This is a genomic window from Cellulomonas oligotrophica, assembly GCF_013409875.1.
In the GTDB taxonomy this organism is placed as follows: Bacteria; Actinomycetota; Actinomycetes; order Actinomycetales; family Cellulomonadaceae; genus Cellulomonas; species Cellulomonas oligotrophica.
The window spans coordinates 882,443-908,656 of the sequence record NZ_JACCBK010000001.1; the positions used below are offsets into that span (position 1 = coordinate 882,443).

General features: G+C 74.2%; 20 protein-coding genes. 10 read left to right on the forward strand and 10 right to left on the reverse strand.

The annotated features are described in order from the left end of the window. Window positions 1-13: 13 nt before the first annotated feature. Complete coding sequence (locus BKA21_RS03940; protein WP_140458541.1) at window positions 14-1,042, reverse strand: glycosyltransferase family 2 protein; 1,029 nt, start codon at window positions 1,040-1,042, stop codon at window positions 14-16. Between the two features lie 5 nt (window positions 1,043-1,047). Then, window positions 1,048-3,564 (reverse strand): glycosyltransferase, encoded by a 2,517-nt coding sequence (locus BKA21_RS19890; RefSeq protein ID WP_239072925.1) that lies wholly within the window; start codon window positions 3,562-3,564, stop codon window positions 1,048-1,050. Window positions 3,565-3,882: 318 nt separating this feature from the next. On the opposite strand from BKA21_RS19890, the gene BKA21_RS03950 reads away from it, so the two are divergent. After that, entirely contained in the window at window positions 3,883-4,803 is a 921-nt protein-coding gene (locus BKA21_RS03950; RefSeq protein WP_140458540.1) for an ABC transporter permease, read from the forward strand. After that, window positions 4,803-6,017: an ABC transporter ATP-binding protein gene (locus BKA21_RS03955; protein WP_140458539.1), complete on the forward strand. Its 1,215-nt coding sequence runs from the start codon at window positions 4,803-4,805 to the stop codon at window positions 6,015-6,017. Before BKA21_RS03950 ends, BKA21_RS03955 begins: the two co-directional genes overlap by 1 nt. Before the next feature lie 111 nt (window positions 6,018-6,128). Here BKA21_RS03955 and BKA21_RS03960 read toward each other — a convergent pair whose 3' ends face one another. After that, window positions 6,129-7,706 carry a glycosyltransferase family 2 protein gene (locus BKA21_RS03960; RefSeq protein WP_140458538.1) on the reverse strand — a complete coding sequence of 526 codons (1,578 nt, stop codon included), beginning with the start codon at window positions 7,704-7,706 and terminating at the stop codon, window positions 6,129-6,131. Beyond that, window positions 7,703-8,788, reverse strand: coding sequence for a class I SAM-dependent methyltransferase (locus BKA21_RS03965; protein ID WP_140458537.1), 1,086 nt, complete (start codon window positions 8,786-8,788; stop codon window positions 7,703-7,705). Before BKA21_RS03965 ends, BKA21_RS03960 begins: the two co-directional genes overlap by 4 nt. A 193-nt stretch (window positions 8,789-8,981) precedes the next feature. Between BKA21_RS03965 and rfbB the strand changes: the two genes are divergently transcribed. The 4 genes from rfbB to BKA21_RS03985 all read left to right on the forward strand — a co-directional run bounded on the left by rfbB (window position 8,982) and on the right by BKA21_RS03985 (window position 13,985). After that, on the forward strand, window positions 8,982-9,977 hold the full coding sequence (rfbB, locus tag BKA21_RS03970) for a dTDP-glucose 4,6-dehydratase (RefSeq protein ID WP_140458536.1): 996 nt from the start codon (window positions 8,982-8,984) through the stop codon (window positions 9,975-9,977). A 34-nt stretch (window positions 9,978-10,011) separates the two neighbouring features. Next, window positions 10,012-11,178, forward strand: coding sequence for a UDP-galactopyranose mutase (gene glf, locus BKA21_RS03975; RefSeq protein ID WP_140458535.1), 1,167 nt, complete (start codon window positions 10,012-10,014; stop codon window positions 11,176-11,178). Between the two features lie 102 nt (window positions 11,179-11,280). Then, window positions 11,281-12,561: an LCP family protein gene (locus BKA21_RS03980; protein WP_239072924.1), complete on the forward strand. Its 1,281-nt coding sequence runs from the start codon at window positions 11,281-11,283 to the stop codon at window positions 12,559-12,561. A 203-nt stretch (window positions 12,562-12,764) separates the two neighbouring features. Next, window positions 12,765-13,985: an LCP family protein gene (locus BKA21_RS03985; protein ID WP_239072923.1), complete on the forward strand. Its 1,221-nt coding sequence runs from the start codon at window positions 12,765-12,767 to the stop codon at window positions 13,983-13,985. Between the two features lie 30 nt (window positions 13,986-14,015). Here the strand turns inward: BKA21_RS03985 and BKA21_RS03990 are convergent, their stop codons facing one another. The 6 genes from BKA21_RS03990 to BKA21_RS04015 form a co-directional block, all read right to left on the reverse strand. Beyond that, on the reverse strand, window positions 14,016-15,287 hold the full coding sequence (locus BKA21_RS03990; RefSeq protein ID WP_170208973.1) for an acyltransferase family protein: 1,272 nt from the start codon (window positions 15,285-15,287) through the stop codon (window positions 14,016-14,018). Window positions 15,288-15,364: 77 nt separating this feature from the next. Beyond that, a complete protein-coding gene (gene purE / locus BKA21_RS03995) occupies window positions 15,365-15,916 on the reverse strand; it encodes a 5-(carboxyamino)imidazole ribonucleotide mutase (protein ID WP_140458534.1) in 552 nt (183 codons plus the stop codon). Continuing rightward, window positions 15,913-17,103 carry a 5-(carboxyamino)imidazole ribonucleotide synthase gene (locus BKA21_RS04000; protein WP_140458533.1) on the reverse strand — a complete coding sequence of 397 codons (1,191 nt, stop codon included), beginning with the start codon at window positions 17,101-17,103 and terminating at the stop codon, window positions 15,913-15,915. Before BKA21_RS04000 ends, purE begins: the two co-directional genes overlap by 4 nt. 36 nt (window positions 17,104-17,139) lie before the next feature. Continuing rightward, the gene (gene manA, locus BKA21_RS04005) at window positions 17,140-18,330 is read right to left on the reverse strand and encodes a mannose-6-phosphate isomerase, class I (protein ID WP_140458532.1); all 1,191 of its coding nucleotides are present in this window, start codon (window positions 18,328-18,330) and stop codon (window positions 17,140-17,142) included. A gap of 95 nt (window positions 18,331-18,425) precedes the next feature. Next, entirely contained in the window at window positions 18,426-19,748 is a 1,323-nt protein-coding gene (locus BKA21_RS04010) for a sensor histidine kinase (protein ID WP_140458531.1), read from the reverse strand. A gap of 3 nt (window positions 19,749-19,751) precedes the next feature. Continuing rightward, window positions 19,752-20,450, reverse strand: coding sequence for a response regulator transcription factor (locus BKA21_RS04015; protein WP_140458530.1), 699 nt, complete (start codon window positions 20,448-20,450; stop codon window positions 19,752-19,754). Between the two features lie 160 nt (window positions 20,451-20,610). Here BKA21_RS04015 and BKA21_RS04020 point away from each other — a divergent pair, with 160 nt between their 5' ends. The 4 genes from BKA21_RS04020 (at window position 20,611) to BKA21_RS04035 (ending at window position 26,176) form a co-directional block, all read left to right on the forward strand. Further along, a complete protein-coding gene (locus BKA21_RS04020; RefSeq protein ID WP_140458529.1) occupies window positions 20,611-21,921 on the forward strand; it encodes a sensor histidine kinase in 1,311 nt (436 codons plus the stop codon). Next, window positions 21,918-22,697: a response regulator gene (locus tag BKA21_RS04025; RefSeq protein WP_140458528.1), complete on the forward strand. Its 780-nt coding sequence runs from the start codon at window positions 21,918-21,920 to the stop codon at window positions 22,695-22,697. The genes BKA21_RS04020 and BKA21_RS04025 overlap by 4 nt, the downstream gene beginning before the upstream one ends. Before the next feature lie 132 nt (window positions 22,698-22,829). Beyond that, complete coding sequence (locus tag BKA21_RS04030; RefSeq protein WP_140458527.1) at window positions 22,830-23,633, forward strand: ABC transporter ATP-binding protein; 804 nt, start codon at window positions 22,830-22,832, stop codon at window positions 23,631-23,633. Then, window positions 23,633-26,176, forward strand: coding sequence for an ABC transporter permease (locus BKA21_RS04035; RefSeq protein ID WP_140458526.1), 2,544 nt, complete (start codon window positions 23,633-23,635; stop codon window positions 26,174-26,176). Before BKA21_RS04030 ends, BKA21_RS04035 begins: the two co-directional genes overlap by 1 nt. Window positions 26,177-26,214: the final 38 nt, after the last annotated feature.

Genomic DNA, 26,214 nt, shown 5'->3' on the forward strand with positions numbered 1-26,214 from the left:
GAATGACCTGGCGTCATCCTGCCGTCACATCGGCGCGCGCGGGCGCGTTCTGGGCAGGCGCGCCGCTGCGTCCCTCGATCGGCCCACCGGCGGTGAACGCGTCGCGGTACTGCACGGCCTTGATCCGCTCCAGCTGGTCCTCCAGCAGGATCCGGTTGGTGCGCTGCAGGTCGGACAGCACGCCGAGCGCGAGCGCGAGCAGCGCGGCCACGGCCATGATCGACCCGAAGATCAGGGACTGGACGTTGCCGTTCGTGTCACCGCCGGACAGCCAGATGACCAGGAAGCGCACGAACGGGATCGCCGCGACCACCGCGAACGTCACGGTCAGCACCGTGAACACCGCCTGCGGCTTGAACATCAGGTAGCTGCGGACGATCGCCGACCCAGACTTCGCCATGTGGTGGAAAATGTTCCGGAACAGCCGCGACTCACGCGTCTTGGCGTTGGTCTCGACCGGGACGCTCTCGATGCGCAGGCGCTTGTGCCCCGCCTGGATGATCGTCTCCATGCAGTAGCTGAACTCGGTGACGATGTTCAGGCGCAGCAGCGAGGAGCGCGAGTAGGCGCGGAACCCGCTCGCGGCGTCGGGCAGGTCCGTGTCGGCGGCACCGTTGACGACGGCGCTGCCGACCTTCTGCATGAATTTCTTGAACGGGGAGAAGTGCGCGATCGTCTGCGTCTGGCGGTCCGCGATCACGATGTCCGCGCGGCCCGCGATGATCGGCGCGACGAGGTCGGGGATGCGGTCCTGCGGGTACTGGTTGTCGCCGTCGGTGTTGACGACGATGTCCGCCCCGTGCGCGAGCGCGTAGTCGACGCCGTCACGGAACGAGCGGGCCAGCCCCATGTTGCGGGCGTGCCGCACGAAATGCCGCACGCCGAGCGCGCGGGCCACCTCGACGGTGCGGTCCGTCGAGCCGTCGTCGATCACGAGGATCTCCAGCTCGTCGACGCCCTCGATGCTGCGCGGGATCGACGCGAGCACCGCGGGGAGGGTCTCCTCCTCGTTGAGGCAGGGGACCTGGACGAAGACCTTCATGCTGCTCACGCTCCCGCGTTCGTCGATCGGCCGAGCACACGGCGCACCCGTCCTCCGGCGCGCGAGGCGACCTCGCGCACCCCCCCGGCAGCGAGGTAGTCCCGGGCCAGCCGGATGTCCTCGCGCAGGCCCGTCCGCCGGTGGAACGGCTCGGCCCGCACCTGCGGGTCGCCCAGCTCGTACTGCAGGTCCGCGGCTCGGCGCGGGAAGCGGCAGAACTCGACGAGCGGCGCAAGCACCTGCGCCCACCGGTACGAGTCGGCGAACTCCCGCACGCCGGCCCGCGCGGCGGCGACCGCGTCCTCGTCGTACAGGTACGTCTCCAGGGCGTCGACGAGCGCGTCGACGTCCTGCGGCGGCACCACGCGGCCCAGGCCGTGCCGCTCGATCAGGCTCCCGAACGTGTCCCCGTCGGTCGCGACGATCGGCAGCCCGGCCCACAGGTAGTCCAGGATCCGGGTGCGGAAGCTGAACGCCGTCTCCACGTGGTGGAAGTGCGTCGAGACGCCGAGGTCCGCGTCGAGCAGGTAGTCGGCGCGCTCCTTGTAGGGCACCCAGCCCTCGTTGAAGAAGACGTGCGTCCCGGTCAGCCCGAGCTCGTCGCTGAGCTGGCGCAGCTCCCACGCGACCCGCATGTCCGGCACGCCGGGGTTCGGGTGCTTGAGGCCGAGGAAGTACAGCCGCACGTCGGGGCGCCGCTCGCGCAGCCGGTCGACCGCCCGCACGAGGGTCAGCGGGTCGAACCAGTTGTAGACGCCGCCGCCCCAGAGCACGAGCTTGTCGTCCGCGCCGATGCCGGGCACGGTCCCGCGGATCGCGTGGCGCCGCTGCACGGGCTCGTCGTCCGCCAGGCCGAACGGCACGACCGCGACGAGCGAGTCGAGGCTGGCGTCCTCGTCGTACACGGTCGGGTTGACGCGGCCCTGCCCGGCGAGCTGCCCCAGCCAGAAGTCCCGCTGCTTCTCCGACGCGCACAGCACGAGGTCCGCGCGGCGCAGCTGCTCGTTGAGCACGCGCGTGGTCTCGCGCACGGCCGACGCCCGGCCCTCGGGCCCGAGGTCGCGCGCCTGCTCGAGCTGCTCGAGGTGCATCGGGTCGTAGACGTCGGCGACGAGGATCTTCGAGCTGTCCTTGAGCCACGGCGCGCCCTCGAGCAGGAAGCCCTGGAAGACGATGACGTCCGCCCAGTCGGTCTGCTCGCGCAGCGCGCGGCCCGTGGCGTGCACGACCTCGAACCCGTCGCCCTCGATCCGGGCGCCGGCGGTCGACAGCAGGCGCACGTCGTGCTCGCCGCCGAGGGCGCGGGCGATCTCCCACGCGCGGATCGCGGGGCCGGCCATGCGCTCGAGCAGGGGCTCGCCGGTCACGACGAGCACGCGCTGCTTCGAGACGAAGTGCTCGGCGATGCCGAAGGCCTCGACGAGGTGGCCGTGCGCCTCGAGGTACCCCGGGAACCCGTACGCGGGCTCGATGGCGTGCCGGAACAGCGGGAAGAGCTCGCGGTCCGAGCGCCGTCGCTTCGCCTGCAGCTCGGCCCGCGACTGCGCGAGCTCGGGGAACTGGTCGACGAAGTAGTCGATCGCGTAGGGGCCGGTCAGCGCCATCTTCGGCACCTCGACGGTGCCGACGTCGTCACCGCCGGGCGAGAGCTGCAGGTCCAGCAGCGTCGCGTCGACGCCGGTGCGGGCGACCGAGCGCCGCACGGTCAGCGCGAGCGCCGCCGGCAGCGCCTTGGCGAGCGACTCGTCGTCGAGGTTCTTGTACATCGACAGCAGCGCGTTGCGCTCGAGCAGGTAGCTCTCGCGGAAGTTGCCGAACTTCTTCATCGTCACGTGGTGCTTGTGGAACGCGAGCGACTCCGGGACGTAGCGCACCCGGTGCCCGAGCACGTTGAGGCGCCAGCCCAGGTCGACGTCCTCGTAGAACATGAAGAACCGCTCGTCGAACCCGCCGACCTCGCGGTACAGGGCCGTGGGGACGAACATCGCCGCGCCGGTGCCGAACAGCACGTCCTTCGGCACGTCGTACTCGGCCGAGTCGGGGCGCTCCGCCTCGCGCTTGTAGCCCATGCCGTACCAGGTCAGCGACCCGTCGACGTAGTCGACGAGGTTGCCCTCCCAGTCGAGGACCTTCGAGGCGACCGCACCGACCGTCGGGTCGGCCTGCATGGCCTCGACGGCCGCGGCGATCCACCGCGGCCCGGGGCGGGCGTCGTTGTTGATGAAGCCGACCCACTCCCCCGCGGCGTGCTGCACGCCCAGGTTGCACCCGCCGGCGAAGCCGAGGTTGCCGCCGGACTCGACGACCTTCGCCCGCGGCACCGCCTGCGCGATGCGCTCGGCGCTGCCGTCCCCGGAGTCGTTGTCGACGACGATCAGCTCCAGGGCGTCCGCCGGCCACTCGACCTCGTCGAAGGCGCGCAGGCACGCGATCGTGTCGTCGGCCCCCTTGTAGTTGACGAGGACGACCGACACGGTCCCGGGTCGGGTCGTCGGTGGGAGCACGGTCGACGTGCGGGTCACTGCACCTCCAGCGGCTGCGGCGCGACGGGGCTCGCGGCTCGTTGCGCGCGGGGGGCGGCTCGCCCGTGCCCCGCGGCGAGGACGGTCACGTCCGGGGCGTCACACTACCGTCCGGCGCGCCCGCGGCGTGCACGGTACGACCGGTTCGCGGCAGGCCCACGCCCGCGGTCCCGCCGCGAGTAGGGTGAGGGCGTTTTCGACGTCCGGGGGGCCGTCGGGCGGCGCAGCGCCCCCGGACGGACCGCACCGCCCGGACGCCACGGCCGCGGGCCGCGGCGCGGGACGGACGCGAGAGACCGCACACCCACGAGAGGGCACATGACTGATCAGGCTTCCGCACGCGCAGCAGCGCTCGTCGAGCAGCCCATGCGCATCGCGGGACCGCGTCCCGGGTTCGCGACGGGGACCGTCTCCTCGATCCGCGACATCGTCGCGCACCGCGAGCTCATGGGGCACCTCGTGCGCCGCGAGCTCAAGGCCCGGTACAAGGACAGCGCCCTCGGCTTCCTGTGGACGCTGATCCGGCCGCTGACGATGCTGCTGATCTACTACATCGCCCTCGGCAAGTTCCTCGGCGCCGAGCGCAACATCCCGAGCTTCGCGATCTTCGTCTACTGCGGCCTGACGGCATGGACGCTGTTCAGCGAGATCGTCAGCACCGGCACGTCGTCGATCGTCGCGAACTCCGGCCTGGTGAAGAAGGTGTACCTGCCGCGCGAGGTCTTCCCGCTCAGCGTCGTCGGGTCCACGTCGGTGAACTTCGTCATCCAGCTCGCGATCCTCACCGTGGCCACCGTCGTGGCCGGGCAGATCCCCCTGGGGACGAGGTGGCTGTACCTGCCGCTCGCGGTCCTCGTGCTGTACGTCTGGGCGACCGCGCTCGCGCTGCTGCTGTCGGGGCTCAACGTGTACCTGCGCGACGTGCAGTACCTCGTCGAGGTCTTCCTGCTGATCTTCTTCTGGGCCTCGCCGGTCGTGTACTCGTGGGGCCTGGTCACCGGCGCCCTCACCGAGGCCGGCCTGTCGGGCACCTGGGTCGAGACCGCGTACCTGTCCAACCCGATCACGCTGATCGTCCTCGGGTTCCAGCAGACGTTCTGGGTCGCCGGCGACGGGCAGCCCGTGCCGCCCGACCTCGCCGCGAGCCTCGCGGTCGCGCTCCTCGTCGGGACGGTCGTCCTGTGGCTGAGCCAGCGCGTGTTCGCCCGTCTGCAGAGCAACTTCGCCCAGGAGCTGTGATGAACGCCCCCACCGTGATCCGCGTCGACGACGTGTCCAAGCGGTTCGTCATCCGCAAGGAGAAGTCCCTCAAGGAGCGGCTGGTCAACTTCGGCCGCTCGAACAAGCACAAGGAGGACTTCTGGGCGCTGCGGGACGTCTCCCTCGACATCCACGCCGGCACCACCGTCGGGCTCATCGGCCCCAACGGCTCGGGCAAGAGCACCCTGCTGAAGACCATCGGCGGGATCCTGCAGCCCACGTCCGGCCAGGTCCTGCTGCGCGGCCGCCTGGCGGCGCTGCTCGAGCTCGGGGCAGGGTTCCACCCCGACCTCACGGGCCGGGAGAACGTCTACCTCAACGCCTCGATCCTCGGGCTGTCCCGCGCCGAGATCGCCAGGCACTTCGACGCGATCGTCGACTTCTCGGGCATCGAGCAGTTCATCGACACCCAGGTGAAGTTCTACTCCTCGGGCATGTACGTGCGCCTGGCCTTCGCGGTCGCCGTGCACGTCGACCCCGACATCCTGCTCGTCGACGAGGTGCTGGCGGTCGGCGACGAGCCGTTCCAGCGCAAGTGCCTCGAGCGCATCCGGCAGTTCCAGTCCGAGGGGCGCACGATCGTCCTCGTCACGCACAGCCTCGACCAGGTCGCGGAGTTCTGCGACCGTGCCGTCGTGCTCGAGCACGGCGTGGTCGCGGCAGACGGCGCACCCCGCGACGCGCTCAAGGTGCTGCGCGCGGAGTTCGAGTCCACGCGCCAGGAGGAGATCGAGAAGGCCGCGCAGGTCGCCGAGCGGGACACCGGTCGCACGCAGCCGCGCGCCCGGTTCAACGGCATCGCGCTGCGCTCGGACTCCGGCGCCGTCGGCCGCCCCGCGCTCAAGCCCGGCGAGGGCCTGTCCGTCGCCATGGAGGTCGAGTCCGACGCCCCGCTGGAGTCCTGGGAGATCGGGGTCGGCGTCGCGACCACCCTGGGCACGGTGCTCTACGGCACGAACACGCGCCTGATGGGCATCCCGCTCGCGACGCTGGACGGGGTGGGCCGGTACGAGTTCCACCTCGCCGACCTGCCCCTCTCGGAGGGCGAGTACGTCGTCCAGGCCTCGCTCGGCACGAACGACGGCACCGAGCTGCACGGCGTGCCCGAGGCGGCGCACTTCACGATCGAGACCGAGGACGCCCGCTCCGTGGGCTCGGTGGCGGTCGCGACGACCTTCAGCGTCGAGGACTGACGCGGTCGGGCACCGACCGACCACGGACGAGGGCCGGTCCGCACGCCTGCTGCGTGCGGACCGGCCCTCGTCCTGTCCCTGCGACCGGCGCGCGGCCTGCCGGGACCCCGCTCAGAAGCGCGGCACCTCGGTGGGCAGGTACCGGTCCCGCTCCGGGATCACCCAGCGCCGGGTGACGAAGAGGTACTCCTCCGGCCGGACCTCGGGCACCCGGGTCTGGGACTCGAAGTGGTACAGCTCGACGTCCGCGAGCCAGAGCATGCGCAGCCCCGCGGAGGCGATCTTCATCGACAGGTCGACGTCGTTGAAGTTCACCGGCAGGCGCTCGGCGAGCCCCCCGACCGCGTCGTAGGTCTCGCGGCGCAGCGCGACGAACGCCGCTGTCAGGCCCGAGCACTCCCGGTTGACCTTGAGCGCGGCGAACGGTCCCGGCTCGTCGGGCAGCGCACCGGTGAAGGCGTGCGCGAGGTGCCCGTTGGCGTACACGTGCCCGCCGTGCTGGAGGCGGCCGTCGGCGAACACCAGCCGGGCGCCCGTCATCCCGACGTCGGGCTCGGAGAGCGGGGCGATGAGGCCCTCGACGACGGCGTCGCTGCGGACCTCGACGTCGTCGTTCATGAGGATCACGACGTCGCCCGAGCTGGCCAGCACCCCGACGTTGCACTTCGCGCTGAAGTTGAACGGCCCGCCGAACGGCACGAGCACGAGCCGGTCGCCGGCCACGACGCGCAGCTGGTCGAGGACGTGCGCCGGGGTCGGCTCGTCGTAGACCACGACGATCTCCAGGTGCGGGTGCCGGGTGTGCTCCAGCAGCGACCGGACGGCCTCGACCACGAAGCAGCGCGACTCGCCCCACACGTGGCCGACGCCCCCGCGGGTCGGGATCACCACGCTCACCGTGACGTTCGGGTCGGCGACCCGGGCGACCCGGTACGTGCCCGGCCACGGCCCGAACTCGGCGGTGCCGGCGATGCCGAGCCGGCGCATCTGGTCGGCGACCGCGCGCCGGCCCGCGTCCCACGCGTACGGCTTGGCGTTCGCGTCGCCGGCCGCCGACCCGGGCACGACCCGCCAGTGGTACAGCACCTCGGGGATGTGCCGCACGAGACGGGCACGCTCGGTCACCCGCAGCACGAGGTCGTGGTCCTGCGAGCCGTCGTACCCGGGCCGGAAGGCCCCGACCTCGCGCACGAGGCTGGTCCGCAGCACCGAGAGGTGCCCGGTGTACATCTGCCCGCGCAGGCGCTCGGGCGACCAGTCCGGCTTGCGGAACTCGTCGTAGTGCTGCCCCTGCGCGTCGATCTTGTCCTCGTCCGAGTACACGTAGTCGACGTCCGGGTGCGCCTCGATCTCCCGGGCGACCCGGGCGAGCGCTCCCACGGCGAGCTCGTCGTCGTGGTCGACCAGGACGACGAACTCGCCGCGCGCGGCCTCGACGCCGTCGTTCGACGCGGCGACGATCCGCCCGTTGGTCTGCCGCTCGACGAGCCGGACGCGCGGGTCCTCGCGCGCCGCCTCCCGCAGCACGTCGCGCACCGCCTCGCTCGGCGAGCGGTCGTCGACCACGACGAGCTCCCAGTCCTCGAAGGACTGCGAACGCACGGACCGGACCATCGCGCGCAGGGCGTCGAGCGGCGGCTCGTACACCGGCGTGACGATCGAGAACAGCGGCCCCCCCGAGGCGCTCATCCGCGGACGGCCCGCCGTGCCGCGGCCTTGACCCGGCGCCCGATGGGCACGATCGGGCCCAGCAGGTGCGCGCGACGCATCTGCTGCCGCAGCGCAGTCACCTCGTCGAGCGCGGCACGCAGGCGGGCGTGCGCGTCGATCGCGTCGGCCTGCGCCTTGCCGATCTCGGCGTGCGCCCACTCCAGCTCGCGCCGCGCGACGCCGAGCTCGGCCTCGGCGCCGATCGCGTGGTCCCGGCTGGTCATGAGCCGGTGGCGCAGGTCGGTGATGGTCGTGGCCTGGGTCTGCGCGTCGGAGGACGCGGCCTCGACGAGCGCCTGCACCTCCTCGGCGCGGCGCGTGTGCTCGTCGTGCGGACGCTCGAGCTGCACGGCGGGGCGCACGTCGGGCACCTCGACCGCGGCGGGGTCCTCGGAGGGCTCGGCGCGCAGCACGAACTGGTACACCGAGGCGTGCGGCTGGTCGCGCACCCACTCGACCACGGGCGCGGGCAGCCGGCCGGCGTCGATCGGCACCTCGGTGCCCAGCGGGTCGAACACGGTCGCGTGGATCTCGGTGGGCGCGAGCCCGGCGCTGCGCAGGAGCCCGACCAGGGAGTCGTGGGTGTAGAAGCGGATGTGCGTGCGGTCGAGCAGGCCCGTGTCCTGGTAGTCCCACTCGCCCAGCAGCAGCGAGAGCCGCAGGGCCCCGTGCGCCACGTTGGGGATGGAGACGATCACGGCGCCGCCGGGGCGCAGCAGCGCACGGGCGCTGCGCAGCGCGGCGGCCGGGTCCAGGACGTGCTCGAGCACGTCGCCGAACACCACGGCGTCGAAGGTGCCGGGCTCGAAGATGTCGTCGAGCGCGCGCGCGTTGAGGTCGGCGATCTCCAGGCGCTCGAGGACGTCGCGCGCCTCCTCGGCGTCGGCGGCGTCGTACTCGACGCCGCTGACCGTGCAGCCGCGCTCGACGAGCGCGCGCGCGAGGTAGCCGGAGGCGCACCCGACGTCCAGCACCGTCGACCCCGCGGGCACGAGGTCGAGGATGATCGAGTGGCTGGAGTTGCGGACGGCGGTGTCCACGACTGTCTTGTAGAAGGACATGCGGAGGGCTCCTGTCCGATCGTCGTCCGTGCCCGCGCGCGCGGGGGACGACGGCGAGGCGTGCGTGAGGCGTCGACGGCGGGGACAGAGTAGCCGAGGCCGCCGCAGCGCAGGAGGCTCTCCGGGCGGCGTCCTCGCGGGCCCGTGACGACGCTACGCTGGGTCGTCCGCAGCCTGCAGTGGAGGGAATCTCGTGCGCGTCCTCGTCACCGGTGGAGCCGGCTTCATCGGTTCGAACTTCGTCCACCAGACCGTCCGTGAGCGGCCCGACGTGCACGTCACGGTCCTCGACGCCCTCACGTACGCCGGCGACGAGCGCAGCCTCGACCCGGTCGACGGCAAGGTGGTGCTCGCCAAGGGCGACATCGCCGACCCGGACATCGTGGACGCGCTCGTCAAGGACGTCGACCTGGTCGTCCACTTCGCGGCGGAGTCGCACAACGACAACTCGCTGCACGACCCGTGGCCGTTCGTGCGGACCAACGTCATCGGCACGTACCAGCTGCTCGAGGCGGTCCGGCGCCACGGCGTGCGGTACCACCACGTCTCGACCGACGAGGTCTACGGCGACCTCGAGCTCGACGACCCGGCGAAGTTCACGCCGGACACCCCGTACAACCCGTCGAGCCCGTACTCCTCGACGAAGGCGTCCTCGGACCTGCTGGTCCGCGCGTGGGTGCGCAGCTTCGGCGTGCAGGCCACGATCTCGAACTGCTCGAACAACTACGGTCCGTTCCAGCACGTGGAGAAGTTCATCCCGCGGCAGATCACCAACGTGATCGACGGCGTGCGGCCCAAGCTCTACGGCACGGGCGAGAACGTGCGCGACTGGATCCACGTCGAGGACCACAACTCCGCGGTGTGGCGCATCGTCGAGGACGGCCGCATCGGCGAGACGTACCTCATCGGCGCGGACGGCGAGAAGGACAACAAGACCGTCATCGAGCAGATCCTCACGCTCATGGGGCAGCCCGCGGACGCGTACGACCACGTCAACGACCGCCCGGGCCACGACATGCGGTACGCGATCGACGCGAGCAAGCTGCGCACCGAGCTCGGCTGGGAGCCCCGGTACACGACGTTCGAGGACGGTCTCGCCGCGACGGTCGACTGGTACCGCACGCACGAGTCGTGGTGGCGTCCGCAGAAGGACGAGACCGAGGCGAAGTACGCCCAGCTCGGGCGGTGACGAGGCCGGCGACCCCGCGGGAAGCGGCGCACGCATGAGCGGGCCCGACCTCGTCGTCGTCGGTGCCGGGCTGTTCGGCCTGACCGTCGCACGGCGCTGCGCCGACGACCTGGGGCTGCACGTGCTCGTCGTCGACCGTCGGCACCACGTGGGCGGCAACGCCTGGTCCGCGCCGGAGCCGAGCACGGGCATCGAGGTGCACCGGTACGGCGCGCACCTGTTCCACACCTCGAACGAGCGCGTGTGGGAGTACGTCAACCGGTTCACGGCGTTCACGCGGTACGAGCACCGGGTCTGGGCCCGGCACCGGGGCGAGATGTTCCCGCTGCCGTTCAGCCTGGCGACCGTCAACCAGTTCTTCCGCACGGCGCTGGACCCCGCGCAGGCGCGTGCCCTGGTGGCCGGGCAGGCCGCGGAGGTCCGGGGCGTGCCCGACAACCTCGAGGACAAGGCGGTCTCGCTGATCGGCCGCCCGCTGTACGAGGCGTTCGTGCGCGGGTACACGGCCAAGCAGTGGCAGACGGACCCGCGCGAGCTGCCGCCGGAGGTGATCACGCGCCTGCCGGTGCGGTGGACCTACGACACGCGGTACTTCGACGACACGTACCAGGGCCTGCCGGTCGACGGGTACGCGGCGTGGTTCGCGCGGATGGTCGACCACCCCCGCATCGAGGTCCGGCTGGGCACGGACTTCCTCGACCCGGCCCAGCCGGTGTCGCGCGCGTCCGCGGTCGGGCAGGTCCCCGTCGTCTTCACGGGCCCGCTGGACCGGTACTTCGACGACGTCCACGGCCCGCTGTCGTGGCGGACGCTGGACCTCGAGCAGGAGGTGCTCCCCGTCGGCGACCACCAGGGGACGTCGGTCGTCAACCACGTCGACCTCGACGTGCCGTGGACGCGGGTGCTGGAGTTCCGCCACTTCCACCCCGAGCGCCGCTACCCCGACGACGCGACGGTGATCGTCCGGGAGCGTTCGCGCTGGGCGGGCCGGGACGACGAGCCCTACTACCCGGTCAACGGCACGGGCGACCGGGAGCGGCTGCTGGCCTACCGCGCCCTGGCCCGCGAGGAGCGGGGCGTGCTGTTCGGCGGACGGCTCGGCACGTACCAGTACCTCGACATGCACATGGCGATCGGGTCGGCGCTGACGGCGGTCGACAACGTGCTCGCCCCCCGGCTGGTCCGGTCTGCGGCGGTCTGAGCAGGTCGCCGTCCCCGACGCTGTCTGATCTGCACAAGTCCGTTACCACGTCCGCGCGTCGGTGACGCCCAGGACGGTCGGACGTTCTCTACGATCGTCGTCGTGCCCGATCGCCATGCCGCTCCCGCGCGCCCGGACGGCCCCCGTCACGCCCGCACCCTGCGCTCGCGCACCGTGCTGCGCGGACTCGCGCTCACGGTCGTCGCCGTGCTGGCGTTCGGCGCCACCTCCGCGGCCGCGATCTACAACAAGATCTACGCGGGCATCGACACCGTCGACGTCTCGGCGCTGGTCACGCCGATCGCCGAGGAAGAGAACGACGACCCGACCGACCCCGACGCCGGCAACGACCTCAACATCCTGGTGATGGGCTCGGACCAGCGCGACGGCGAGAACGCCGCGCTCGGTGGCGAGGTCGCGGGGATGCGCTCGGACACGACGATCGTCATGCACATCTCCGCGGACCGCACGCGAGTCGAGCTCGTGTCGATCCCCCGCGACTCGATGGTCGACATCCCGTCGTGCATCGTCTCCCCGGACGGCGCGACGACCGGGGCGTACTTCGGCCAGTTCAACGACGCCTTCGCGGTCGGCGCCGACCAGGGCGGCAGCATCGAGTACGCGGCGGCCTGCACCATCCAGACCGTGCAGAACAACACCGGGGTCAGCATCGACGAGTTCGTCGTCGTGGACTTCGCCGGCTTCGTGGAGATGATCAACGCGCTCGGCGGCGTGCAGATGTGCATCGCGCAGGACATCTACTCGGAGAAGGCCGACAACCTCACGCTCTCGGCCGGTACGCACACCCTCGACGGGTACACGGCGCTGCAGTACGCCCGGGCCCGCACCGGCACGGGCCTCGGCGACGGGTCGGACACCAACCGTCTCGGCCGGCAGCAGCAGCTCATCGCCTCGATCATGCAGTCGGTGCTCTCCAAGAACATGCTCACCGACCTGGGGGAGCTCATGACCTTCGCGCAGGCCGCGACGTCGACGCTGACCCTCTCGCCGGACCTGGCCTCGCTCGACACGATGGCCGGCATCGCGTACAGCCTCCGGGGCGTCCGCACGGAGAACATGACGTTCATGACCATCCCGTTCGGTGCCTACCCCCAGAACGAGAACCGCGTCATCTGGACGGCCGAGGCGGACACCATCTGGGCGAACATGGCCGCCGACCAGCCGATCGTCGCGCAGCCCGAGCCCGAGCCCGCCGCGACGACGCCGCCCGAGGGTGGCACGGGCACCGAGACGGACCCGGGCACCGACACGGGGGCCGGCACCGGCACCGAGGTGGAGACGCCGGCCGCGCCGTCCCCCTCGGCCACCAAGACGCCGGGCAAGGACGCGTTCTCGGCCGCCGACATCAGCACCTCGTGCTGATCCCGACCACGACCCGAGGCTGAGCGATGCCCCCCGCACGTCCGTCCGACGACCAGCCGCCGGCGTTCCGGCCCGAGACCGGCAGGCGCCGCCCGGACGCGTCGGACGCCCGCACGGTGGGCGACGGTGCGCCTGTCTCCCCGTCCCGGCCGCAGGCCCCGCGCCGCACGACCGGTGCCCCGGCACGCCCCGCGGCACGGCCCGTGCCCACCGGGGACCGCCGACCGGGGACCGTCCCGCCACCCGCGCCGAACCCGCGCGCCCGCAGCGCCCAGCCCGACGCGCGCACCGACCCCGGACCCGCCACGCGCGTCGGCCCGCCCGCCGGGCTCCAGCCCCCCGCACGGTCGACGACCGGCCGGGCCACGGGCCGCGCCCCCGGCGCACCGGTGCGGCCGCAGGACCGCCCCGCGCCCGCACGCCCCGGCCCCCCGGCCGGGCGCCCGCCCGCGGGTGGGGCACCGACCGTCCGCGACCCGCGCCGCCGCCGGCGCCTGGCGCGCACGGTCGTCGTGCTGCTGCTCGTCGCGCTGCTCGCCTGGCCGGTGGGGCTGCTCGTCTGGGCGAACGGCAAGATCCAGCGCACCGACGCCCTCTCCGGGGCGAGCGGCACCGCGGGCACCACGTACCTGCTCGCCGGCTCCGACGCCCGCGGCGACGGCGGCGTCGCCGAGGACGGCACGACGGGCCAGCGCACCGACACGATCCTCGTGCTGCACGTGCCCGCGTCCGGCCCGACGGCGCTGATCTCGCTGCCCCGCGACACCTACGTCGAGGTCCCGGGCAACGGGCCGGCCAAGCTCAACGCGGCCTACGCGTGGGGCGGCGCGCCCCTGCTCGTGCAGACCGTCGAGGGCCTCACCGGCCTGACCGTCGACCACTACGCCGAGATCGGCATGGGGGGCGTGGAGCAGATCGTCGACGCGGTCGACGGCGTGAACCTCTGCTACGACGCGGACGTGAACGACCCCGACTCGGGCATGGTCTGGACGGCCGGCTGCCACGACGTCGACGGCACCCAGGCCCTGGCGTTCGCCCGCATGCGCAAGTCCGACCCGCAGGGCGACGTCGGGCGGGCGCTGCGTCAGCGCCAGCTCATCGGCGCCGTCATGGGCAAGGTCTCCCCCGGTGCGCTGGCCGTACGTCCGGGCCAGCAGGTGTCCCTCGTCGACGCGGGCACGGCCGCCCTCACGACGGACGAGGACGCGAGCATCGTCGACCTCGGCCGGCTCGCCCTGGCGTTCAAGGCCGCCAACGGCACCGACGGGATCACCGGCACACCGCCGATCTCGAGCATGGACTACCGGCCGGGCGACATCGGTTCCACGGTCCTGCTCGACCCGGACCTGACGCCGGCGTTCTTCGCGGACATCCGCGACGGCGCCCTCCCCGCGGGCGAGGTCGGCGGCATCCCCGGCTCGTGACGTCCGGTGCGGCTCGCACCACCCGCACCGTCACGGCGTCCGACCACCGCCGTCCGGCTGGTCGGCCCGCCGGGACCCGTGCGCGACCGGCGCCGGGAGGCCCGCCGGGGTGTCGACGATGTTCAGCTGCTCGGCGGTCTCGAGGGCGCGGGGGCCGTGGTTGAGCCGGAAGAGCAGCCGGTCGCGCAGCGACGTCAGGCAGCGCTCGCTCCCGCGGCGCAGGCGCGGCGCGTAGGGCGCCTCGACGAGACGCTGCACGGCCCAGGCCAGCAGCAGCGAGACGAGCAGCGCGGCGCCGAGGGCCGCCCACGCGGGGGCGTCGCGGTCGACCAGCAGGTCGACGACGTACAGGCCCCAGTACTGGTGCACGAGGTACAGCGGGTAGGTCAGGGCGCCTGCGGTGGCGAGCCAGGGCCGGTCGATCCGGGCGAGCGGCGTCAGGGCCACCAGGGCCACGAGCGCGACGCAGACGACGACACCCACGGCCAGGCCCGCGGTGGACGGCACGTACTCGGTGACGCGGGAGAGCACGGCCGTGCGGGACGGGGCGATCAGGTAGGCCGCCAGGGCGGTGTTGGCACCGACGACGAACCACGGGACCAGCGCGTGACCGTCGCGGTACACCAGGTACAGCGCCATCCCGGCCGCGAAGAGCGGGGCATAGTGGGAGATCAGCAGCTCGGCGAGCTCGGCCGAGCCGAGCTTCTCGGCGAGCAGCGCGGCGGGCGGCCACAGGAGCGCGAACGCGAGCACCCGGCGCCGGGTCACGCCCACGAGCACGAGCACGCCGATGAGCAGGTAGAACCGCAGCTCGGTCCACAGCGTCCAGTACACGCCGTCCACGTGCGGCACCCCGAACGCCGACTGGAGCATCGTGAGGTTCACCGCGACCTGACCGGCCGTGACGTCCTTGCCGTCGGGCCAGACCCACAGCAGCAGCGCTCCGGTGAGCAGCACCGCCACCCAGTACGACGGGTACAGCCGGCCGATGCGTGACGCCACGACCGAGACCGTGGTGCGGTCCCACGCGGTCATGAGGATCACGAACCCGGAGATCACGAAGAACAGCTCCGGGCCCAGCGAGCCGTAGGACGTCCACGCGCCGGCGCCGCGCAGCAGCTCGGTCTGCTCGGGGCCCCACGACGAGGCCGTCCGCCCCGTGAAGTGGTAGACCACGACGGCCACGGCGGCGACGAGCCGGAGCGCGTCGAGCGACACCAGCCGGGGGGCGCGGGGACGCCCGGCGTCGGCGGGTCCCGGCGTCGTCGGCGTCCCGTGCGGGGCGGGAGGTGCAGCGGTCACCGTGCCGAGGCTAGGCCCTGGGCGGCGGGCCCGCAGGTCGTCCGGACCGCCGCGCGCGGGGCCGTCCTGGCGCGCGGTCAGACCCCGAACCCGGTCGTGGGTCGGCCCTCGGCACGGGCCCGCAGGCGCGTGCCCTTGGCGTCGGCCTGCGCGCGCAGGTCGTCCTGGAAGGCGAGCATCGCGGTGCGCAGCCGCTCGGCCAGGGCGTCCGTCCCGGCCGCGAGGATCCGCACGGCCAGGAGCCCGGCGTTGCGGGCCCCGCCCACGGACACCGTCGCGACGGGGACGCCGGCGGGCATCTGCACGATGGACAGCAGGGAGTCCATGCCGTCGAGGTGGGCCAGCGGCACCGGCACCCCGACGACGGGCAGCGGGGTGACGGCGGCGAGCATGCCCGGCAGGTGGGCGGCCCCGCCGGCACCGGCGACGACGACGCGCAGCCCGCGCTCGGCGGCCGTGCGGCCGTAGGCGACCATCTTGTCGGGCTGCCGGTGGGCGGAGACGACGTCGACCTCGACCGGCACGTCGAACTCGGCGAGCGCCTGGGCGGCGGCCTCCATGACGGGCCAGTCGGAGTCCGAGCCCATGACGATGCCGACGAGCGGCGTGGGGGTGGCCGGCGTGCTCATGCGTCCTCCGTGGGTGCGTGGGCCGCGCGGTGCTCGCCGCGCAGCAGGGCTGCGGCCGCCCGCGCGCGGGCGCGCACGTCGGCCAGGTCGTCGCCGGCGACGGTGACGTGGCCGAGCTTGCGGCCGGGGCGCACGTCCTTGCCGTACAGGTGCACCTTGGCGGCGGGGTCGGCGGCCAGCACGTCGGCGAGCGCATCGGTCGGGGCGTCCAGCGCGCTGCCGAGCACGTTCGCCATGACCGTCCACGGCGCCCGGGCGGCGGTCGAGCCGAGCGGCAGGTCGAGCACGGCGCGCAGGTGCTGCTCGAACTGGCTGGTCACGGAGCCGTCGATGGTCCAGTGGCCGGAGTTGTGGGGGCGCATCGCGAGCTCGTTGACGAGCACCCGCGGGGCGCCGCCGTCGAGGTCGTCGACCTCGAAGAGCTCGACCGCGAGGACGCCGGTGACGTCGAGCCCCTCGACGACGCGCCGGGCCACGTCGAGGGCCTGCCGGGCAGTGGCCTCGTGCAGGTCGGGCGCGGGGGCCACGACCTCGTCGCACACCCCGTCGGTCTGCACGGACTCGACGACGGGCCACGGCGCGACCTCGCCGGACGGGCGCCGCGCGACGAGGGCGGCCAGCTCGCGGCGGAACGGCACGAGCTCCTCGGCCAGCAGCGCGGGCCCGGTGCCGGCCTGCGCGGCCGCCAGCCAGTCGGCCACGTCGGCGGGGTCAGCGACGACCCGCACCCCCTTGCCGTCGTACCCGCCGCGGGCGGTCTTCACGACGGCCCGCCCGCCGACGTCCGCGAGGAACGCGGCGAGCGCGGCGGCGTCGGCGACGGGGGCCCACCGCGGGCACGGCACACCGAGCTCGGTGAGCCGGGTGCGCATCACGATCTTGTCCTGCGCGTGCAGCAGGGCGTGCGGGGCCGGGCGCACGGGCACCCCGGCGGCGAGGACGCCGTCGAGGACGGGCCCGGGCACGTGCTCGTGCTCGAAGGTGAGCACGTCGGCACCCTCGACGAGCGCGCCGACCGCGTCGGTGTCGGCCGCGGCCCCGACGGGCGCGTCGGCGACGGCCTGGGCGGCCGACGACCCGGCGGTCTCGACGAGCACCCGCAGGTGCACGCCCAGCGCGGTCGCGGGTCCGGCCATCATGCGGGCGAGCTGTCCGCCGCCGACGACGGCGACACGGGGAACGGTCACGGGCGTCGAGCGTAGCCGAGGCCCGTGACCCGTTCGTCAGGGCACCGCCGCCTGGACGACGCGTCCGCTGCCCTGCACGTGCAGCGCCCCGTCGTCGGCCGTCACGAAGGCCGCCTGCCCGCCGAGGAGCGCGATCTCGTCACCGGTCGCGGTCTGGAGGCGCACGTCGCCGTCGAGGCACAGCACGACGCGGGGCCCGCCGCCGGGCACGCGTGCCGGCCGGGCGTCCTCGGCGCGGGTCACGGACAGCTCGAAGTCGTCGACCGGGGCGTAGAAGACGTCCGTCGCGTCGAACGCGTGCTCGGGGGCGATCCGGATCGGCGGTGCGGCGACGCAGTCGACCGCGCGCAGCAGCTCGGGCACGTCGACGTGCTTGACGGTCAGACCCGCGCGCAGCACGTTGTCGGAGTTGGCCATGAGCTCGACGGCCAGCCCGGACAGGTACGCGTGCACGGCACCCGCGGGGACGAAGAACGCCTCCCCCGGCTGGAGCGTGACCGGGTTGAGCAGCACGGCCGTGATGGCACCCGGGTCCCCGGGGTGGGCGGCGGCGAGCAGCTCGACCGCGTGGTCGGTGCGCGGCGAGGGCGACCCCTCGAACCGGCGGCGGCGGAACAGCGCGGCGAGGTCCGCGACCTCCTCGGGCGTCGGGCGCGTGGCGCGCGAGACGAGCTCGGTGAACGCGGCCCGCATGCCCTCGGACGTCGGGTCCTCGAGGATCGTCTTGTGCAGGCGCCTGGCCACGGGGTGGTCGAGGCCGGCGAGGATCTCCGCCGCGCGGCGCGGGGCACGGAAGCCCACGAGCGCCTCGAACCGGGTCAGGGCGTACACCAGCTCGGGCTTGTGGTTGCGGTCGCGGTAGCTGCGGGCCGGGTCGTCGAGCGCGACGCCGCGGGCGTCCTCGGCGGCGTAGCCCTCGTGCGCGAGGTCGACGCTGGGGTGGACCTGCAGCGACAGCGGCTGGGCCGCGGCGATGAGCTTGAGCAGGAAGGGCAGCTGCGCACCGAACCGCGAGACGACGTCGGGCCCGAGGGCGCCGTCGGGGTCGGCGGCGAGCGCGACGTCGAGGGGCGTGCCGTCCTCCCCCAGGCCCGAGGGCGCCGACGGGTGCGCGCCGAACCACGCCTCCGCGACCGGCCGCCCGTCGGGCGCGGTGCACAGGATCTGCGGGATGGCGGTCGGCGAGCCCCACGCGTAGTGCTGCAAGGCCGGGTGCAGTCGCTGCACGTGGTCCCTCCTGTCGACGAGTCCCCACACCCTACGGTCCGGCCCGGCCGCTCCGTGGCCGTCCCGCGGGCGAAATGTCCCGGTGCGCCCGGACCTCAGCGCCGCCGGTCGCGGCGCACCGAGACGACGGCCCCGCGCGGCAGCACGACGTCGGGTCGCAGCGACGCGGGCACCCCGGACAGGAACAGCGCGAACACCGCCGGCCGCCGCTGGGCCAGCTCGAGGCGGCCGCCGTCGGCGTTGGCCAGGTCGCGGGCGAGCGCGAGGCCGAGGCCGGTGCCCGCGCCGGACGTGACCTCCCGCTCGAAGATCCGGGGCGCGAGGTCGTCGGGGACGCCGGCGCCCTCGTCGCCGACCTCGACGACCACCGCGCCCGACGGCCCGCCGCTGCGGGCCCGGACGGTCGTCGTGCCGTCGCCGTGCTTGAGGGAGTTCTCGATGAGGGTCGCCAGCACCTGGGCGAGCGCACCGGGGGTGGCGAGGACCTGGGTGGCCCGGTCGACCTCGACGACGAGGCGGCGGCCCGCGGCCTGGAAGGTCGGCCCCCACTCCTCCTCCTGCTGGCGGACCACCTCGAGCAGCCGGACGGCCTCGGTGGTGCCGCCCTGCGCGCGCCGCGAGCGGGTCAGCAGGTCGTCGACGACGAGCACGAGCCGCTCGACCTGCTCCAGGGAGATGCGGGCCTCCTCGCGGACCTCGGGCTCGCCGGACGCGAGCATGATCTCCTCCAGGCGCATGGTCAGCGCCGTCAGGGGCGTGCGCAGCTGGTGGGAGGCGTCGGAGGCGAACTGCCGCTCGGCGGCGAGCCGGCCGGCCATCCGGTCCGCGGACCGGGCGAGCTCGGCGGCGACGAGGTCGATCTCCTCGACGCCCGACGGCTCGAGCTGCGGGCGCACCTGCCCGGAGCCGAGCTGCTCGGCGGAGGCCGCGAGGTAGACCAGGGGTGCGGCGAGGCGGTTGGCCTGCCAGATCGCCATGGCGATGCCGGCGGCGAACGCGACGACGGCCGCGACGACCACGAGGAGGATCACCTGGGCCGAGACCCAGAACACGTCCCACCACGACGCGTAGAGCATCACGGTCGCCCCCGTCGAGGACGACAGCCTCTCCACCGAGACCGTCCGACCCTCGATCGTGGGGCCCGCGCGGAAGATCTCGCCCTCGGCGGTCGTGACGATCACGAGGGCCTGGATGTCGTCCTCGCCGCCGATGCTCGTCTCGAGCATCCGGTCGGTCAGGTCGATGCCCTGGTCGAGGCGGAAGTCGACCGAGCGCGAGAGGTTGTCCGCGCGGGTCTGGAGCCCGCCGACCTCGTTCTCGCGCACGAGCTGCGCGCCGAGGAAGGCCAGGGGGAAGCCGAGGAGGACGACCGCGACGGTGACCGCCGCGATGGTCGCCTGCAGGACGCGACGACGCACCGGTCAGGTCCGGTCGGCGCCGCTCGCACCGGTCTCGAACCGGAACCCCATGCCGCGCACGGTCGTGACGTAGCGCGGGGCGTTGGCGTCGTCGCCGAGCTTGCGGCGCAGCCACGACACGTGCATGTCCAGGGTCTTCGTCGAGCCGGTCGGGTCCGACCCCCACACCTCGCGCATGAGGGTGTCGCGCGAGACGACGGTGCCGGCCGCGGCCACGAGCACGCGCAGGAGCTCGAACTCCTTGGCGGTCAGGTGCAGCTCGCGGTCCCCCTGGAACGCGCGGTGCGCAGCGACGTCGACGCGCACGTTCTGCGCGTGCAGCTCGTCCTCGTCGGCGGGCTCGCCGACCGTGCGCCGCAGGAGCGCACGGACACGGGCCAGCAGCTCGGCGAGCCGGAAGGGCTTGGTGACGTAGTCGTCCGCGCCGGCGTCGAGACCGACGACGAGGTCGACCTCGTCGGCCCGCGCGGTGAGCACGAGGACGGGCGTGGTCAGGCCCTGGGCGCGGATGGCGCGCGCGACGTCGAGCCCGTCCATGTCGGGCAGCCCGAGGTCCAGCACGACGAGGTCGGCCGAGCCGGCACCGTCGATCGCGCCTTGACCCGTGCCTTGCACGCGCACGTCGTAGCCTTCACGTCCCAGTGCCCGAGCCAAAGGCTCGGCAATCGCCGGGTCGTCCTCCGCCAGAAGCACCTGGGTCATGTCGGCAATGCTAGGTCACGACTCGGTCGGGCACCCGCGCCCTGGGTCCCGGATGTCCCGGCGCGTCGTGACGGACGTGCACCCGGGGGCGGACCGGGGCGCCCCGCAGGTCCGACCGCGGGTGCACGACGGCGCCCGGGCGCCCGCCTACGCTCGACGCGTGACACGCTGGGAACGGGTGCTGCGGTGGGAGGAGCGCCACCGCCTCGCGGTCGACGCCACCCTCGCCGCCGCGCTCGCACTGACGGCCGTGCCGTTCGCGGCAGACCTGACCTACGGCGACGCCGGCGCCACGGCCGCGTCGTTCTTCCTCGCCGCGGCCCTGGTGACGCCCCTCGCGTGGCGACGCGTGCGCCCCGAGCTCTCGGCGGCGCTGGTGTACGCCGCCGGCGTCGCGCAGCTCGCGCTCGGGATCCCGCTGCTGCTGCCGGCCGACGTCGCCGTCCTGCTGGCCCTGTACTCGGTGACCGTGCACGGGAGTCGCTGGGCGTACCGCCTCGCCCTGTGGGGGTGCCTCGCGGGGACCGCCGTGGTGGCCTGGAGCGGCGGCGGGGGCGCGGGTGGCGCGGCGTTCGTGTCGGTGTTCCTGTGGTCGATCACGGGGAGCGTGTGGGCGTTCGGGCTGGTGCGCCGCAGCCGGCGCGAGACGCTCGAGGCCCTCGTCGACCGCGCCGAGCGCCTGGAGCGCGAGCGCGACCAGCAGGCCGTCATCGGCGCCGCCGCGGAGCGCGCCCGCATCGCGCGCGAGATGCACGACATCGTCGCCCACTCGTTGTCGGTCATGATCGCGCAGGCCGACGGTGGCCGGTACGCCGCCGCCGCGGACCCCGGCGCCGCGACGCGCGCGCTGGGCACCATCGCCGAGACCGGGCGCGCCGCGCTCACCGACATGCGCCGCCTGCTCGGGGTCCTGCGGGCCGACGACACCGTGACGGTGGGCGACCCGGGCCGGCTGCCCGAGGCCAGTCCCGGCGCGGCGGGCCCTCCGGCCGCGCCGGGGGCACCGCCCCCGACGCTGGTCCCGACGGCCCCCCAGCCGGCCGCCGACGACGTCGAGGGGCTGGTCACCCAGCTGCGGGCCAGCGGCATGCGGGTCTCGCTCGTCCGCCTGGGCACCTCGCGGCAGCTGCCGCCCGGCGCGGGGCTGACGATCTACCGCATCGCCCAGGAGTCCCTGACCAACGTGCTCAAGCACGCCGGCCCCGACCCGACCGTCACCGTCCTGCTGCAGTGGCGCCCCGCCACCGTCGCGGTCGAGGTCTCCGACGACGGGCGCGGCGCGGCCGCCGGCGGCGACGGCCTCGGCCAGGGGCTGCGCGGCATGCGCGAGCGGGCCGCGATGTTCGGCGGCACCGTCACCGCCGGCCCCCGGCCCGGCGGCGGGTACCGCGTGCGCGCCGAGCTGCCGACGCCCGACGCGCGCGGCACCGCCGACACCCCTGCCCCCGCCGCGGAAGGAACCCCCCCATGACCACCGAGCACCACGGCCGCACCCTGCCCCCCGTGCACGGCGCCGGCCCGCAGCCCGACGACGGGTCGGACGTCGTGCACGTCGGCCTCGTCGACGACCAGCAGCTCGTGCGCGCCGGGTTCCGCATGGTCATCGACTCCCAGCCCGACCTGCGCGTCGTCGTCGAGGCCGGCGACGGCGCGCAGGCCGTCCGCGTCCTGGACCCCGTGGCGCGGGCCGGCGGCGAGCGCGTCGACGTCGTCCTCATGGACGTGCGCATGCCCACCATGGACGGGCTGACCGCGACCGAGCAGATCGTCGCCCGCGGCACGCCCGCACACCCCGCGCCCCGGGTCATCGTGCTCACCACGTTCGACCTCGACGAGTACGTGCTCGCGGCGATCCGGGCCGGCGCCAGCGGGTTCCTGCTCAAGGACGCCCCGCCCGAGGAGATGCTCGCCGCGATCCGCACGGTGCACCGCGGCGACGCCGTGATCGCCCCCTCGAGCACGCGGCGCCTGCTCGAGCACCTGGTGACCGCGCTGCCCGAGGACGCGCCCGCCGACGCCGACGACCCGGCCCGGCGCGCGGTCGCGGCGCTGACGGACCGCGAGCGCGAGGTCCTCGTGCTCATGGCCCGGGGCCGGTCCAACACGGAGATCGGCCGGGACCTGTTCGTCGCGGAGGCCACGGTCAAGACGCACGTGGGACGGATCCTGGCCAAGCTCGGGGCCCGGGACCGGGTGCAGGCGGTCGTCGTGGCCTACGAGACGGGCCTGGTCCGCCCGGGGTCGTAGGTGCCGGCGCCGGGGGGCGCGGGCGTGCGACCTGGGCGGACGCGGCGTGCGACCACGGGATGACGTGCCGGCCGGCCGGCAGCGACCGGGGCCCGACGACAGCGGGGCGGCGCGGGGGCGAGGGTGGTGCCCATGGAACCCACGACCCACCCGTCCACCGCACCACCGGCCGCCTCGTCCGCGCGGGGCCTGACGAAGGTCTACGGCACCGGCGCCGCGCAGGTCCGGGCGCTCGACGGCGTCGACGTCGACTTCGCCGCGGGCCGCTTCACCGCCATCATGGGGCCGTCCGGCTCGGGCAAGTCGACGCTCATGCACTGCCTCGCGGGCCTGGACCAGGCCACGTCGGGCACGGTCCACCTGGGGTCGACGGAGATCACCCGGCTCGGCGACGACGCCCTGACGCGGCTGCGCCGCGACCGCGTGGGGTTCGTGTTCCAGTCGTTCAACCTGCTGCCCATGTTCACGGCGGAGCAGAACATCGTGCTGCCGCTGGACCTGGCGGGCGCGAAGGTCGACCCGGCGTGGCTGGCGACGCTCGTGCAGACGCTGGGGCTGGGGCAGCGCCTGACGCACCGGCCGAGCGAGCTGTCGGGCGGGCAGCAGCAGCGTGTCGCGATCGCGCGGGCGCTGGTCGCGCAGCCGGAGGTCGTCTTCGCGGACGAGCCGACGGGCAACCTGGACTCCCGGTCGGGCGCCGAGGTGCTGAGCTTCCTGCGCCGGTCCGTCCGCGAGCTGGGCCGCACGATCATCATGGTCACGCACGACCCGACGGCGGCTGCGTACGCGGACCGGGTGGTGCTCCTGGCGGACGGCCGGATCGCCGGCGACATCTCCGACCCGACGCCCGAGGCCGTGCTGGCAGGCCTGGAGGGGCTGCGCGCGCTGGAGTCCTCGGCCGACGAGCCCGTGCACGGCGGGGCGGTGCGCGCCTGATGCTGCGGCTCACCCTCGCCCAGATGCGCCGGAGCCTGGGCCGGCTGACGGCCGCTGCCGTCGCGATCGTGCTGGGCACGGCGTTCGTCGCGGCGACGCTGATCGCCGGTGACGTGATGACGCGCACGACGTACGACGCGGTCACCGCGACGTACGGCGACGCGGACCTCGTGGTCCGGCAGGACAGCCCGCTCACCCAGGAGCAGCTCGACGGGATGCGGGCGGCGGACGGTGTCGTCGCGGTCGACCCGATGGTCGTCGGCTGGGTCCAGCTCGCGCTCGGCGGCCGCAGCACCACCGAGCGGCTGCTGGTCGTCCCGAGCGAGCCACGGCTCGCGTCGTTGCAGGTCGTCGAGGGCACCGTCCCGGCCGGTCCCGACGAGGTGGCCCTTCCCGCGTCGACCCTGGAGCGCCTCGACGCCGCGCTGGGCGACACGATCCGGGTGGACTGGACCGTGTGGTCCGACGACGAGCCGGAGGCCCAGGTCGCGCAGGTGCGCGTCGTGGGGCTCGTCGACGACCCCGCGCAGGCGTGGGCGCGGTTCGGCGGCGCCGGGCTGGCGCCGGAGGCGTCGGTGCTGGCGTGGAGCGGCTGGTCGACGCTGGAGGAGGCGTACACGACGGAGGCCGTGGTGGCCGTGGCCCCCGGCGCCGTGGAGCCGGCGCGTGCCGCGCTGGTGGCTCCGGCGGCCCCCGACGCGCAGGTGGTCACCCGTGACGAGGCGGCCGCGGCGAGCGTCGAGTCGCTCGCCGACGGGACGAACGTGATGGTCTCGGTGGTGCTGGCGTTCGCGTCGATCGCGCTGCTCGTGGCCGCGCTCGTCATCTCCAACACGTTCCAGGTGCTCGTCGCCCAGCGCACCCGCACGCTCGCGCTCCTGCGGTGCGTGGGCGCTCGGCGGGCGCAGCTGCGGGCGTCGGTGCTCCTGGAGGCCGGCCTGCTGGGCCTGGCGGCGTCGGGTCTCGGCGTCCTCGTCGGGATCGGCCTGACCGCCGGGGCGCTCGTCGTGCTGGCCCGCGTGGACGTCGGCGTGCCGCTGCCCACGACGGTCTCGGTGACCGCCGTGGCGGTGCTCGTGCCGCTGGCCGTCGGGACGCTCGTGACGGTCCTCGCGGCCCTCGTACCGGCGCGGGCGGCGACGCGGGTGGCCCCCGTGGCGGCGCTGCGCCCCGCGGACGCGCCGGCGGTCGGTGCCCGTTCGGGGCGGGTCCGGCTGGTCTTCTCCCTGCTGCTGTCGGTCGGCGGGGCCGCGGGCATGCTCGCGGCGGTGGCGCTGGCCCGCCTCGGCGCCGTCGACGCGATGGCACCGCTGGGCCTGGGGATCCTCGGCGGTGCGGCGTCGTTCGTCGGCGTGGTCCTCGGCGCGGTGTTCTGGGTGCCGAAGGTCGTGGCCGGCGTCGGCCGTCTCGTCCAGGGTTCGAGCCCGAGCGCGCGGATCGCCGCGGCGAACACGGTCCGCAACCCGCGGCGCACGGCCGCGACGAGCACGGCGCTGCTCATCGGCGTCACGCTCGTGGTGATGATGAGCACCGGTGCCGCGTCGGCCCGGTCCTCGCTCGCCCAGGACCTGGACCAGCGCTACCCGGTGGACGTGCTGCTCGAGGGCCTGGACCCGGTGTCCGGCGGCACGGAGGCGATCGACCCGGCCGTGCTGCGGGCCGTGGCGGCGGTCGACGGGGTGCGCGACCTCGTGCCCGTGCGCCAGGCGTCCGTGACGGCCGAGAGCACGGACGGCAGCACGTGGGACGGCGTCGTCTTCGCGATCGACCCGCAGGACGCCCGGCGCGTCGTGGGCAACGAGCCGGTGCTGGACGCCCTCTCCGCCGACGTCCTCGTCCTCCCGGACGACGCCGAGATCAGCGGCGACGTGACGGTCTCGGGCCGGGACCAGGAGTGGGAGCTCACGGGCGCGGGGACCACGCTGGGCACGGTCCGGGCGCCGACGTCCGTCGGCTGGGTCGGGGAGTCGGCGATGGACCGGCTGGCTCCCGACGCCACCGAGACCCTCGCGTTCGTGGCCCTCGAGGCGGGTGCGAAGGCCGGCGAGGTGCAGCAGTCGGTGCAGGACGCGATCGGCGACGCCACGGTCTCGGTGGTCAGCCCGGCCGCCGAGCGCGCCGTGTACGAGCAGGTCATCAACACGATGCTCGCCGTCGTCGTCGGCCTGCTGGGCGTGGCGGTGCTCATCGCCCTGGTCGGGGTGGCGAACACGCTCTCGCTGTCGGTGCTGGAGCGGCGCCGGGAGTCGGCGACGCTGCGGGCGATCGGTCTGTCGAGGCGCGGGCTGCGGTGGATGCTCGCGGTCGAGGGCATGCTCATCGCCGGCGTCGGGGCGCTGCTCGGCACGGCGCTCGGCCTGTTCTACGGGTGGGCCGGTGCCGCGACGGTGTTCGGCACGATCAGCGACCTCACGCTGGCGGTGCCGTGGCTCGACCTGGCGCTGGTGATGGTCGTGGCGCTCGCCGCGGGCCTGGTCGCGTCCGTGCTGCCGGGCCGGTCGGCCGCCCGCACCCCGCCGGTCGCGGCGCTCGCCGTCGACTGACCCGCGCAGGCCGCCCGCGGCTGCGCGGCGAGCCGCCC

What these genes read in the sequence shown, in the direction of transcription:
- BKA21_RS04015 (WP_140458530.1), bottom strand. Translation starts at nt 20,450, where the DNA reads ATGACCCAGGTGCTTCTGGCGGAGGACGACCCGGCGATTGCCGAGCCT.
- BKA21_RS04035 (WP_140458526.1), top strand. Translation starts at nt 23,633, where the DNA reads ATGCTGCGGCTCACCCTCGCCCAGATGCGCCGGAGCCTGGGCCGGCTG.
- BKA21_RS03965 (WP_140458537.1), bottom strand. Translation starts at nt 8,788, where the DNA reads ATGTCCTTCTACAAGACAGTCGTGGACACCGCCGTCCGCAACTCCAGC.
- BKA21_RS03955 (WP_140458539.1), top strand. Translation starts at nt 4,803, where the DNA reads ATGAACGCCCCCACCGTGATCCGCGTCGACGACGTGTCCAAGCGGTTC.
- purE (WP_140458534.1), bottom strand. Translation starts at nt 15,916, where the DNA reads ATGAGCACGCCGGCCACCCCCACGCCGCTCGTCGGCATCGTCATGGGC.
- glf (WP_140458535.1), top strand. Translation starts at nt 10,012, where the DNA reads ATGAGCGGGCCCGACCTCGTCGTCGTCGGTGCCGGGCTGTTCGGCCTG.
- BKA21_RS04025 (WP_140458528.1), top strand. Translation starts at nt 21,918, where the DNA reads ATGACCACCGAGCACCACGGCCGCACCCTGCCCCCCGTGCACGGCGCC.
- BKA21_RS03940 (WP_140458541.1), bottom strand. Translation starts at nt 1,042, where the DNA reads ATGAAGGTCTTCGTCCAGGTCCCCTGCCTCAACGAGGAGGAGACCCTC.
- BKA21_RS03960 (WP_140458538.1), bottom strand. Translation starts at nt 7,706, where the DNA reads ATGAGCGCCTCGGGGGGGCCGCTGTTCTCGATCGTCACGCCGGTGTAC.
- BKA21_RS03950 (WP_140458540.1), top strand. Translation starts at nt 3,883, where the DNA reads ATGACTGATCAGGCTTCCGCACGCGCAGCAGCGCTCGTCGAGCAGCCC.
- BKA21_RS04030 (WP_140458527.1), top strand. Translation starts at nt 22,830, where the DNA reads ATGGAACCCACGACCCACCCGTCCACCGCACCACCGGCCGCCTCGTCC.